Annotated in this window: 10 protein-coding genes and 1 pseudogene; 8 read left to right on the top strand and 3 right to left on the bottom strand. The window is 64.6% G+C overall.

The genetic code is table 11. From position 1 onward, the window contains the following. Positions 1–117: 117 nt before the first annotated feature. Positions 118–255, bottom strand: a complete 138-nt coding sequence (locus H926_RS32985) for a hypothetical protein (protein ID WP_158441936.1) — start codon at positions 253–255, stop codon at positions 118–120. Between H926_RS32985 and H926_RS32245 the strand changes: the two genes are divergently transcribed. Continuing rightward, complete coding sequence (locus H926_RS32245; protein WP_148291638.1) at positions 250–609, top strand: DUF6118 family protein; 360 nt, start codon at positions 250–252, stop codon at positions 607–609. The two genes, H926_RS32985 and H926_RS32245, sit on opposite strands and share 6 nt — an antisense overlap. Here H926_RS32245 and H926_RS25690 read toward each other — a convergent pair. Then, positions 571–1,612: pseudogene (locus tag H926_RS25690) on the bottom strand (IS3 family transposase). The gene H926_RS32245 and the pseudogene H926_RS25690 overlap by 39 nt on opposite strands. A gap of 182 nt (positions 1,613–1,794) precedes the next feature. Between H926_RS25690 and H926_RS0104985 the strand changes: the two are divergent. The 7 genes from H926_RS0104985 (at position 1,795) to H926_RS0104955 (ending at position 11,792) form a co-directional block, all read left to right on the top strand. Further along, positions 1,795–4,752, top strand: a complete 2,958-nt coding sequence (locus tag H926_RS0104985; RefSeq protein ID WP_028657601.1) for a TonB-dependent receptor domain-containing protein — start codon at positions 1,795–1,797, stop codon at positions 4,750–4,752. A gap of 79 nt (positions 4,753–4,831) precedes the next feature. Then, positions 4,832–6,127, top strand: coding sequence for an FAD-dependent oxidoreductase (locus H926_RS0104980; protein WP_028657600.1), 1,296 nt, complete (start codon positions 4,832–4,834; stop codon positions 6,125–6,127). 40 nt (positions 6,128–6,167) lie between these two features. After that, complete coding sequence (locus H926_RS0104975; protein WP_022675332.1) at positions 6,168–7,553, top strand: MFS transporter; 1,386 nt, start codon at positions 6,168–6,170, stop codon at positions 7,551–7,553. Positions 7,554–7,563: 10 nt separating this feature from the next. Beyond that, positions 7,564–9,270, top strand: a complete 1,707-nt coding sequence (locus H926_RS0104970; protein WP_022675331.1) for a dihydroxy-acid dehydratase — start codon at positions 7,564–7,566, stop codon at positions 9,268–9,270. Between the two features lie 91 nt (positions 9,271–9,361). Beyond that, entirely contained in the window at positions 9,362–9,991 is a 630-nt protein-coding gene (locus tag H926_RS0104965; RefSeq protein WP_158441935.1) for a MarR family winged helix-turn-helix transcriptional regulator, read from the top strand. A gap of 68 nt (positions 9,992–10,059) precedes the next feature. Further along, positions 10,060–11,349 carry an aconitase X catalytic domain-containing protein gene (locus H926_RS0104960; RefSeq protein ID WP_028657597.1) on the top strand — a complete coding sequence of 430 codons (1,290 nt, stop codon included), beginning with the start codon at positions 10,060–10,062 and terminating at the stop codon, positions 11,347–11,349. Further along, complete coding sequence (locus H926_RS0104955) at positions 11,346–11,792, top strand: aconitase X swivel domain-containing protein (RefSeq protein WP_022675328.1); 447 nt, start codon at positions 11,346–11,348, stop codon at positions 11,790–11,792. The genes H926_RS0104960 and H926_RS0104955 overlap by 4 nt, the downstream gene beginning before the upstream one ends. 234 nt (positions 11,793–12,026) lie before the next feature. On the opposite strand, the gene H926_RS25680 is transcribed toward H926_RS0104955, so the two are convergent. Then, on the bottom strand, positions 12,027–12,515 hold a 489-nt coding region (locus H926_RS25680; RefSeq protein WP_022675327.1), incomplete at its 5' end, for a YafY family protein.

The following is a 12,515-nucleotide window of genomic DNA, read 5'->3' as shown; positions in this document are numbered from 1 at the left end:
TCCAGATCGTCGCGCGACAGTAAGCGCCTGCTTATCACGCCTCGCACGTTGAATTGCGCCGTTCGGGATGGCCATGCCGTGGAGGTCTGCCAGTCCGCTTGATATTGTCGCTCGCCGTCAACCGGCTGCCTTGTTGCCCTCGTCGATCGCATCGATCAGCATCGCGGCAAGGCCAGTGAGGTTGAACGACAGCACTTCGGCGCTACGCGGATCGATCTGGATCGCACCGTCCTCACGATCAACAACATCGTGCAATCCATCCTTAGGGGGCTCCAGCAACTGCGCTGGCTGGGTATTGCGGCGGCCATCGGAGTGGTGACAGGCTTCCTGCTGGGTTGGGTTGTCCCGGAGGTCGTTGACCGGGCGGTGCCAGAAGACTGGCATTGGCCGGAGGAGCGTGCGGCCAGCCTTCTCAAGCGCGATGGCTGGGCGGCAGGGTGGCGCATGCTGCAGGTTTATGATCCGCAGCGGCGGCAGGCGTTGCAGGACGCGGCCAGCGTTTGGGCGAGCAATGTCAAAGCGTTGGAGGATTGTAAGAAGCGTATGACGTGCTCCCCTGATTGTTACCGATCAGAGGTAGATTCTCGCTCCTTCATGATGATTGTTTGATGGGATGCCAACGTGTCTGGGGGCATGCCCCCAGACACGTTGGCCGGCGATCTCGGCGTGGGTCTTCCCGCCCAGTTTCGAGTGGGGTCTGACCGTGTTGTAGTCATGCCGCCAAGCGGCAAGCACGAACCGGGCGTGGGCCCGTGAGGTAAACAGCGTCTCGTTGAGGCATTCGTCGCGCAGGCGGCCGTTGAAGCTCTCGACGAAGCCGTTGTGCATCGGCTTGCCGCGCATCCCAAGCAGGCCGGTCAGTTCCCTGGCCACCCGAGCGTCTGACAACGACGTATCGGCCACCAGCGCTAGGCATTCCCGGGTGTAGTCATCGACCACGCACAGGATACGGAAGCGCCGGCCGCAGACCAGACTGTCAGAGACGAAGTCGAGCGACCATCGCTGGTTCGGTCCGTCCGGTAGCACCATTGGTGCCCGTGTGCCCAATGCCCGCTTGCGACCGCTACGACGTCTCGCCCGCAGCCCTTCCTCGCGGTAGATCCGCAGTAGCTTCGGTTGGGCGTCATGCCTTCCCGCGCCAGCAGATAGCCCAAGCGGCGATAACCGAACCGGCGGCGTTCTCCCGCCAATTCGCGCAACTGTTGCCGCAGAGGCGCGTCGTCTGGCCTGTTCGGCTGATACCGGACCATCCTGCGGCTCACGCCGACCAGTGAACACGCCCGACGCTCGTTCACCCCATGATGCTCACGGGCATGGGCGACCGCTTCCCGCTTGGCGCCGGGCGGCACCATCTTTTTGATGCCAGATCCTTCAGTACCGCGTTGTCGAGCATCGCCTCGGCCAGAAGCTTCTTCAGGCGGGCGTTCTCTTCCTCGAGCGACCGCAGGCGACGCGCCTCGGACACCTCCAGGCCACCGAACTTCGACTTCCACTTGTAGAAGGTCGCCGAGCTAATCCCGTGGCGCTGGCATACCTCCGCTGTAGCCATGCCAGCCTCCTGCTCCTTCAAGATCGCAATGATCTGTTCCTCGCTGAACCTGCTCCGCTTCATTCCGTCCGACTCCTTCGTGGTCGGACTCTACCATCGGGCGGTCACATTTCAGGGGAGCGCGTTCGCTTGCCTGACATGGTCTGCGCCTCGCGATGTTTTGCTTATTAAAGTACCTTGCTATCTAAAATGACATTAGGTAGCTTGCGACTCAACGGGAAGATACCCGATGAGAGGATCGAGATATGAGGATGGCGTTTTGTGACCGGCCCGGCCGCGGGCTTGTTTCCATCATCGCACTGGCCGGCACGAGCGTCCCGGCCATAGCCCTGGCCCAGTCGCTTCCTGCCGTGCCGCCCGCCACTGCGGCGCAGGCGGACGAGGGGGCCGTGGGCGATGACGTCAACGCCGCGGAGGGCGGCCCAATCGTCGTTACCGGCACGCGCATTGCCAGTGGCTTCGATGCGCCTACCCCAGTCTCCGTCATGGGCGCGGAGCGGCTTGCCGAGCGTGGTGCCAGCAACATCGGCGATGCCCTCAACGAGCTGCCCGCTTTCCGCTCGACGCAGACCCCTGCCTCGACCGGCCTTTCCGCAGCCGCCGGCTATGTGGGTGGACGCATCCTCGATTTGCGCGGCCTAGGTTCAGTTCGCACGTTGACGCTGGTGGATGGCAAGCGTTTTGTGCCGTCCACCACGCAAGCCACCGTCGATACCAACATGATCCCCTCGATCCTGTTGCAACGGGCCGAAGTGGTCACCGGCGGCGCCTCGGCGGTCTATGGTTCCGATGCAGTTTCCGGCGTGGTCAACCTGTTGCTTGACAAGAAGCTTACCGGCTATCGCTTCAACGCGCAGGCGGGCGTTTCCAAGTACGGTGATGCCAGCACGCGCCAGATCGGCATCGCCGGCGGCTGGGCGATCGGTGATCGTGCCCATCTCATCTTGGGCGGTGAATACGAGGCGAACGACGGGGTAGAAGCCTGCCGCGTGCGCGAATGGTGCGCCAACGGCCAGATCAACTGGGGGCGGAACCCCGGCCAGACCGGCCTGCCGGCCAACAACATCCTCAGCAATGTTCACCCCTGGTCCGCCTCGTACAACGGGGTGACCACCCCGCCATCTTCTGCCTACACCGGCGAAGCGGTTCCCACCTTGCGCCCGATCGACGGCATCACGTTCGGCCGCGATGGCACCCCGCGGCGCTTCCAGTTCGGATCGCTGGTCAATTCACTCTACCAGGTTGGTGGTGAAAGCGATGGCCCTGGCGAAAACATCTACTTCGATTTTCCGATCGTCTCGCCGACCGAACGCTACAACGCCATGGCACATCTGACGTGGGAAGCGAGCCCTGCTCTGACGCTTGAGTTCACTGGCAACTATGGCCATGCGGAAGGCTGGCACCGCGCCGTCGCCTATCGTAACACGGCGCTGACTATCCGTTCCGACAACGCGTTCCTGCCCCGCTCGAATGACCCGACGCTCGACATTCCAACTATCTTGGCCACGAGCGGGCTGACCAGCTTCACCCTGGGCAAGGGCTTTGACGATATCGGGCCGGCCCAGATCCACGTGCGCAACAACGTGATCCGCGCTGTCGTCCAGGCGCGCTACGACCTTGGCGGCGGTTGGAAAGCCGATGCCTATTATCAATTCGGGCGCAACAGCTTCCGCAGCGATCTTACCGGTGGCACCATCACATCGCGGCTCCTCAACGCGATCGATTCCGTTTCGGTCAACGGGACTGCGACCTGCCGCATCAATGCCGATGCCTCCGCCGCCAACGACGATCCCGCCTGCGTTCCGCTCAATCCGTTCGGCTATGCCAATGGCTCGACCTTTGCCGCGGCCAAGGCCTACGTCACCGCCAATGGCTACCAGACCAACGTGACGACAGAGCATGTGGCCGCAGCCAATGTGACCGGTTCGCTTTTCAATCTGCCGGGTGGGCCCTTGGGCATAGCGGTGGGCGGCGAATACCGTAACGACGCGGTCAAGGGCGATGCCGACCTGCTGTCGCGCACCAACCGCTTCTTCACCGGTGGTGGCTCGCTGATCTCGGGCAGGATCGCCGTGGCGGAGGGCTATGGCGAAATCGAGGCGCCAATCCTGCGTCATGTCGCCTTCTTTGACGAACTGGGGCTCAACGGCGCGGTGCGGCGCACGCACTACAACCGCTCCAGCGATTTCTTTCCGTCGAGTTCCCTCAGTGTAACGACGTGGAAGGTCGGCGGCACGTGGGCGCCGATCGAAGCGCTGCGCCTGCGTGCCACGCGCTCGCGCGACATTCGCGCGCCCAATGTATCGGAATTGTTCGGTCCGACCACGCAAACCCAGGGGATTCTCACCGACCCGGCACGTGGTGGGGTGCAAACGGTTGCTCCCATTACGCAAGGCTCCAACCCCAATCTTCAGCCCGAAAAGGCCGATACCTTTACGGTCGGTGCGGTAATTCAGCCGAGGGGCGGCTTCCTGGGCCGCTTTCGCGCCTCGGTCGATTATTACCGGATCGAGATCAAGGATGCGATCAGCACACTTGGCCAGCAGAACATCGTCACCCGTTGCTTCCAGGGCGATCCGCTCAGCTGCTCGCTGGTAACCCGCGATTCCTCGGGCGCGATCACCAACATCGTCGATACGCAGCAGAACGTGAACAAGCTGATCGCGCGCGGCTTCGATATCGAGGTGTCCTATCGCCAGCCGATCGGCGGTGAGGCCAGCCTCAACACCCGGGTGCTCGCCAGCAACGTGATCGATCTCATCACTGTCGATGCGGTTGGCCCTACCGAACGCGCCGGGCAGACGGGGCTGCGCGCCGGCACGCCCCCGGGCATCCCGGACTGGACGGTTGATGGCATGGTCACTCTCGATCTGCCGGATCGGTTCAGCTTTTCGACCCATGTTCGCTGGATCAACAAGGGCTTCTACAACGCCGCCTTCATCGGGCCGGATCAGGATGGCTATGCCATTGGCGCGCCGACCAGTTCCAATACCAACAGCGTACCCTCGAAGACCTATGTCGACCTGCTGGCCACGTTCCGCATCCGCCAGCAGGGGGTGCAGAAGTTCGACGTGTTCTTTGGCGTCGACAATCTCTTCAACACCGAACCCCCGCGCGTTCCCGGCGCCAACGGCTCGGGCAACAACGTACTGTTCAACCCGGTGGGCCAGTCCTTCAAGGCCGGAGTGCGCGGTTCGTTCTGATGCTTCCCACCTTGCCCGGGGCATTCCTCCTCCCGCGCCTCGGGATTTTTCTCCTTTATTGAAAACGGATTATGCCAAGATGCTCGAACGCCCCTTCGACCCTGAGACCCGCATCGTTTCCCGCCGCGACGCACCCGCCGTGATTGAGCGGGAATGTGACATCTGCGTGGTCGGCTCTGGCGCATCGGGCGCATCGGCGGCGATCGAGGCCGCGCGGGCCGGCAATCGCGTGATCCTGGTCGATGGCCTGCCGTCGCTGGGCGGCCAGGCAGTCAATTCGATCATCGGCATGTTCTGCGGGCTTTATACCCCCGGCATCAATGGCCGCCAGCTTACCCACGGGATTGCCGACGAAATCATCGCGGAACTGACGGCCAATGGCGACGCTCACATCATCCAGGGCGGGGTGATGAAGGTGGTGATGTACAACGAAGTCGCCCTCGGTCGCTGGGTCGAGAAGGCCGTCATTGCCGCCGGCGTCCAGCCGCTGACCGGCGCGATCATCCGCCAGGTCCACGTTGAGGGGCGGCGGATTTCCGCGCTCGACATCGCGACGCGCCATGGCGACGTGCGCATTCGAGCGCAGGGCTTCATCGATGCATCGGGCGATGCGGCGCTGACCTGGCAGGCTGGCTTCGACTGCCGAGTCCAGGCCCAGGGGCAGATCTACGGCTCGCAGATGCTGATCGTGGAGGGCATCGACGACACGCACAAGCCTGATTGGGACACCATGGCGCGCCGTATCGCCGAGCGTGGCGAGCACTACGGCATGATGCGGCGCGATGGCTTTGCCGCGACATTTCCCGGGACAGACGTCGCCATGGTCAACATGACGCATATTGAAACCCCGCTCGACCCGTTCGATGCCGCCGAGAAGCAGATCGACGGCAAGGAGCAGGCCGACCGGACGCTGGTCTTCCTGCGGGCCGAATTTCCCGAGGCGTTCGGCAAAGCCCGCGTCCGTGCTTATGGCTTGCCCGGCGTGCGCCAGACCCGCTGGATCGTCGGCACGCATCATCTCACCACCGCCGAAGTGCGCGCTGCGACGCGTTTCGACGATGCCATCGCGCGCTGTTCCTGGCCGCTCGAGCAGCACCACAACCGCGAGGGCTATGTCTGGGAAACCTTCGGGCCCGACCATGTCCATACCGTACCGCTGCGCTCGCTTGCAGTGGCTGGGGCCGACAATCTGCTTGCCGTCGGGCGCTGCATCGACGCTGATTCCACCGCGCTGTCATCGGTGCGGGTAATGGGACCTTGCATCGCCATGGGTGCCGCCGCAGCCCACGCCCTGACGATCGCCGGGTCGGGATCGGTCCATCAGGTCGACATGGGCTTGCTACGCCAAAAGATTGCAGCAAATCTCGAAGGATAAGGTCGCGCGCCAAGCCGGCCAGCCGGGAAAGGATCCCTGAATGGGAAAGGCCAGCAGGACCATCGACGTTGCCCGCGTGATCGACGCACGCGGCCTTGGTCCGTTCAATTACCGCCTGATCGCGTTGTCATGGCTGATAACCGTGTTCGACGGCTTCGACATGATGATGATCAGCTTCACCGCACCTTACATGCGCGACGAACTGGGGCTGACCAAGCCCATGCTGGGCAACGTCTTCTCGGCCGGCCTGCTCGGCATGATGATCGGCGGCTTTGTCCTGGCCTGGCTGGGTGACCGGCGCGGCCGGCGCCAGACGATTGCGCTGGCCGCAGTGGCCTTCGGGATTCTCACCGCCGCGACCGCGCTCGCCCGGTCCTATGAAGCGCTGCTCGTGCTGCGCTTCCTCGACGGTTTCGCGATCGGGGGGATGCTGCCGCTCGCCTGGGCGCTCAACATCGAATACGTGCCCACCCGGCTCCGTTCCACCGTCGTGACGGTGATCATGATGGGCTATAGCCTGGGCACGGCGCTCGCCGGGCCGGTAACGGTGTGGCTGGCCCCGCGCTTTGGCTGGGAAGGGGTGTTCGTAGCGGGCGGCACCGCGACGTTGGCGATTGCGGCGGCGCTGTTCGTCTGGCTGCCCGAGTCCGTGCGCTTCCTGGTGGCGCGCAACCGTGATCCTGTGCGCCTGGCTGCCACGCTCAACCGCATCGATCCTGGGCTCGGCGCAACGGCAAGCGACCAATTCGTGCTGGGCGACGAGGCCCGCGTGGCATCGGGCAACTTCCGCGTCAGCCAGCTGTTTACCGGGCGGCTGCGGTGGATCACGCCGCTGCTGTGGCTGGGCTACATCGCCAGCACGCTGGCCGTCTATTTCAAGGCGAACTGGGGCCCGATCGTCTATGAAGACCTGCATTTCACCCGTGATCTGGCGGCCTATGTCTCGTCGTTTTCGGGCCTGATGGGTGCCGTGCTGGGGCTGCTGCTGATGCGCTTCACCGATCGCAAGGGCGCGCTGGCGGTTGCTTTCTTCCCCGCGCTCGCCGCGCCGGTGCTGTTGCTGATCGGGCTCGTTCCCCTGAGCTCCACGGCGTTCCTCGTGTTGTCGGTCATCTCCACCAGCCTGGTTGGCGGGGCCCATTTCGGCATCTTGTCGATCGCCGGGATCTATTATCCCACGGCGATCCGCGCCAACGGCTCGGGCTGGGCCACATCGGTCGCCAAGATCGGTGGCATCGCCGGGCCAATCCTGGGCGGCATGGTGCTTGCCTCGGGCCTGCCAGTGGTGACCAGCTTTGCCATCCTCGCGATCTGCCCCGTGGTGCTGGCGCTAGCCGCGTTCGGCATCGCCCTGGTGGTCGGCCGTGAGCAGCGCGCCACGGCGATCGCAAACTCTCCCGCCCCCTCTCTCTCCCCCACGTCCTGAAAGGCCGGCCATGACCGCTCCCGACCCGCAATCCCAACGCCCGCTGCGCAGCCTTGCCGCCAACTCGCCCGTCCGCCAGGCCCATTGGCGCGCCCTCGGCCTTACCGATGCAGACCTTCTCAAGCCTAAGATCGCCGTGGTCAATTCTTCGTCAGAACTGGCGGTTTGCTTTGCCCACCTCGACGGTGTGGCCAAAGTGGTCAAGGACGCGATCCGCGCTGCCGGGGGCGTGCCTTTCGAAGTGCGTACGACTGCCCCTTCCGACTTCATCACCGGAGCCGGACGCCAGGGCAGCTATATTCTGGCTGCACGCGATCTCGTGACCAACGATATCGAGGCCCAGGTCGAAGCAGCGATGCTCGATGGCATGGTCTGCCTGACCAGCTGCGACAAGACCCCGCCTGGCCACCTGATGGCGGCGATGCGGCTCAATATCCCGACCTTGCTGGTGATTGGCGGCTATCAGGCATCGGGCATGGTCGATGGCGATCCGGTGGATATCGAGGACCTCTTTTCGGGCGGCGTCGGTGCCAGCCTGGGCAAGCCCGGCAAGCACGCGATGGAGGATGTGACCCGCAATGCCATCCGCGGCCCCGGCGTCTGCGCCGGGATGGCCACGGCCAACACGATGCATTGCGTGGTGGAGGCGTTGGGTATGTGCATCGCCGGATCGGCGCCGGTGCGGGCCAACAGCGAGAAGATGTTCGACGCGGCCCGCGCAGCCGGCGCGCGCATCGTCGAGATGGTACGCGAGGACCTGACCCCGCGCCGGATCATGACGCCCGGCGCATTTTACAATGCTGCCGCCATGGTACTGGCGGTCTCGGGCTCGATCAATGCGATCAAGCACTTGCAGGCTACGGCGACCGAAGGCGGAGTCGATGCCGACCTCTTTGCCATCTGGGATGAAGCGGGGCGTAAGGTGCCCACACTCGCTGCGGTGCGTCCCAACGGTCCAGTCCGGATCGAGGGCTTCGAGGACGCCGGTGGCGCCCGGGCGATGCTCAAGCAACTCGAACCGCTGCTTGATCGCGAGGTGCTGGTCGCGTCGGGCCGTACCATGGGCGAGGATCTTGCCGACGCAACCATCGTCGATGCCGAGATCATCCGTCCGCTCGATCGTCCTGTCTCCGATGGACCCTCGATCGCGATCCTCAAGGGCTCACTTGCGCCCGAAAGCGCGGTGGTCAAGCTGGGCATCCGTGACGGCACCCGGCCCGAAGCATTCGAAGGCACGGCCCGCGTGTTCGAGGATACCGCCAGCGCCATGAAAGCCATCGCCGCAGGGGAGTTGCAGAAGGGTGACGTCCTGGTGTTGCGCGGCCAAGGCCTGAAAGGCGGTCCGGCCATGGGTGGCGGCGCGTCGATCGTGCTGTTCGCGATCGATGCGGCGGGGCTCGCGCGCGATGTCGCGTTCATCACCGATGGCCAGCTTTCCGGCCTGTGCCTCAAGGGCCTGACCATTGCCGAAGTGGCCCCGGAGGCGGCCGTCGGCGGTCCGATTGCCAGGGTACGCGACGGCGACCGTATCGAGATCGACGTCGCCGCGCGACGCCTCGATCTGGCTGTGGCGGCCAATGAACTGGCGCGCCGGCCCGCGCCGGGCAATGCGTTCCCGGTGCCGGCCGATGGTTGGTTGGGCATCTATCGGCGCGACGTGCAACCCATGGCCACCGGGGCCGTGCTGCTCGACCTGCCGGTCGGCGGGCGGGATTAACCCAGCCGTGGCCCGGCCCCGGTCTCGCGTTGCTGCGCCCGCTTCGGTAGCAGACTATACAATCCCGCCGGCCTCGGGCATGGTGACGACGATGGACGACACCGACGGCAAGGCGCGAACGCGCGACCGCACCGATCACAAGCGCGGCCCCAAGGCTGCTCCTCCCAAGGCGCCTGCGCAGCGACGACCTGGCCGGCGGCGCGAAGAGATCGACCTGCCTGGCGGCTTTGACACCGACGCATCCGAGCGTCACCTGATGCGCTATCGCCGCGCCAGCGGCGACAGCACCGACGATGGCCTGTTCCGCGTCACCCGTGCAATCGTTGTCGCCGGGCGGCTGTGGCGTAAGGTCGCCAATGATCGCATCAAGGCGCTCAACCAGACCATGGCACGCTGGGAAACACTGTTCCACGTGGCCTATTCTGATGCAGCGCTGACCCAGGGTGATCTGGCACGCTTGATCAGCGTAGAGGGCCCGACGATGGTGCGGATGCTCGACGCCTTGGCCCGCGACGGGCTGATCGAACGCGAGCAGAGCACCGAAGACCGGCGGGTCACGCTCAACCGCATTACCCCCGCCGGACAAAAGGCCATCGAAGACATCATGGCGATCACCAACGAACTGCGTGGGGACGTGCTGGCCGGGATCGAACCTGAAAAGCTGTCCGTCACCGTCGACGTGCTCACGCGCATTCTCAAGCGCCTCGACGCCATGCGCTGAACCTCCAGCTTCCCACGCCGGAAGTTCGGCCCAAAAAGATAGCTTGCTACAAGATGGAAGGAGCCGACATGGTCATGCTTACCACCCAGGAACAGGCGATGCTCGATGGCGAGCAGGGCCCGGCTGTGGCTCGCGCTATGGCACTCCTGGTCCGCTATGCCGACGCGCTGGGCGCCGAAAACTTTGTCGAGACCAACAATGTCGCCGGGGTGCCTGGCTCGGCATCGCCGTGGATGAAGGAATACTACGCAGCCGATGGTGGCGATTATCGCGCAGTCTTCTCGCGTTTCGACCTCGATTCCGACGACGTGGTCGACGTGCCGCGGATGAACGCGTTCTCCTGCCACCTCCAGGGCGGTATGGACCCGGAACTGTGGCGTGAGCAGGGCATGACCGAAGCCGCCAACGCCAACTTCCGCTACGACGAGGAACAGGTCGCCGCGCACGGCATCCAGTTGCTCAAGACCTGCACCCCCTATCTTGCCGGCAATGTCCCGGTAATGGGTGAGCACTGCGCCTGGATGGAATCGAGCGCGGTGGTATTCTGCAATTCGGTCGTGGGCGGGCGTACCAATTGTGAAGGGCGGGAATCGACCAGCGCGGCCATGCTGGCCAGGCGCATTCCCAACTGGGGTTTTCATCGCGACGCTTACCGCCTGGGCCAGCACTCCATCGACGTGCAGGTGTCGGTGGACGACGTGTTCGACTGGGGCTTGCTGGGTTACTTCACCGGCGCGACGGTGGAAGACACGATCCCGGTCCTCTCGGGCGCCATCACCAACCCGTCGCTGATCCGGCACAAGCATTTTGGCGCGGCGGCAGCCTCGTCGGGCGGGGTGGAGATGTACCATATGGTCGGCATCACGCCCGAAGCGCGCGATCTCGAAACGGCATTTGGCGGGCCACCACGCGGCGAGCGCTTCGTTTATGACGCGCAGGCGCGGCGGCGCACCTGGGAAACGCTCAACAGCGTCGGGCAGAACACGGCAGTCGATTTCGTGATGCTCGGCTGTCCGCACTACTCGATCGAACAAATCGTGCTGGTGGCACGGCTGATCAAGGGCCGCAGGGTCCATGCCAATTGCGCGTTATGGATCTTCACCAGTCGCGCGGTTAAGGCCATGGCCGACGCGGGGGGACACACTGCCACCTTGCGCGCGGCAGGCGCTATGCTGATGACGGACACCTGCTCGGCGATCAGCCAGGCAGTCCCGCCCGGCACCCGGGTCGCCGCGTTCGACAGTGCCAAGCAGACGCACTACCTCCCGGCGATCATGGGCATCGAAGGTTGGTTCGGCACGACCGCCGAATGCATCGACGCAGCCTGTACCGGCGTCTGGCGCGGAGACCTCGCATGAGCGCCACTGCCTTGCCCACCCGTGCGCCCGATTACGTGATCCATGGGCGCTGCGTGGTGCCCGGGATCACGGTTGGCGAAGCGCTGGTTACCCGCGACACAATCTCCGGCTGGGGCGGCGTCAACCCCATGGCCGGCAAGGTGATCGAAAGCCGCCATGAACTCAACGGCGTCAGCTTTGCTGGCAAGATTCTGGTGTTCCCCGGCGCGAAGGGGTCGTCTGGCTGGTCTTCGATTTTCCACATGACGCGGCTAGCCGGCACCGCCCCTCTCGCGCTGCTGTTCAACGTGACGACGACCAAGGCGGCGCTGGGAGCGGTGGTCCTGCGCGTTCCGGCGCTCACCGACTTCGACTATGACCCCCTCAATCTGGTCGCGACGGGAGATCTGCTGCGCGTCAATGCCGATGAAGGCAAAGTGGAAGGCTGGCGCGCGCCGAGATAGGGTGTCTGGAAGCGCGGTATGGCCAAAGGTCCTGGAGCTTTGGCTCAATGCAGGATCGAACTGGCGGCGGAGCCAACAATGCCGATCAAGCAGTCCCGCGCGCGATGGTGCGGCTACCACGTCGATCAGATGCGCCATAGCGGAGCGGCCGCTGTTCGAATTTCGTCCCGGATACAGGTTGCTCGAAGCCGCGCCCGATGAAACCTGGCGCGGTCCATGCCATGGAACAGTCGATCATCGCGCGCTCCCGGCCTCGTGCCTCTCCGTCATGTCTCGCTTCCAGCGCTGGCGAAGCGTAGCCGGTCGAACGCCATGACCGTCTTCGAGAAACGTGGCGGCGGAAATGCGATCGGCGCGGAAGTGGCGGAAATCCTGGCGTAGCTCGCACCATGCGGCGAGCATTCGCGTGTCGTCGAGGAAGCCCAGGATGATCGGCCAGACGATGCGCCGGGTTGGCTCGCCATGCTGGTCGAGATAATCGATCGCGATCTTGCGGCCTTCGCGTATCCATTCACGCGTGCGCGCCAGGTCGATGCGATCGGGCACCGGCGGCGGCTTGGTCGATCGGGCGGCGATCGCGGGATCGGCAATGAGCGGCCGCAGCCGATCGGGAACGACGCTGGTGATCTTCGCGATCAGGTCGCGCGCGGCATTGGCGAGCACCGGATCGCCCCGGCTTGCGACCCATTGCGCGCCGAGCACTGCCGCTTCGACCTCGTCGGG

Origin of the sequence: Novosphingobium sp. B-7 (assembly GCF_000410615.1) — a bacterium.
In the GTDB taxonomy this organism is placed as follows: domain Bacteria; phylum Pseudomonadota; class Alphaproteobacteria; order Sphingomonadales; family Sphingomonadaceae; genus Novosphingobium; species Novosphingobium capsulatum.
Note: the sequence above shows the minus strand (reverse complement) of the source record. Positions and strands in the feature narration are given on the sequence as shown.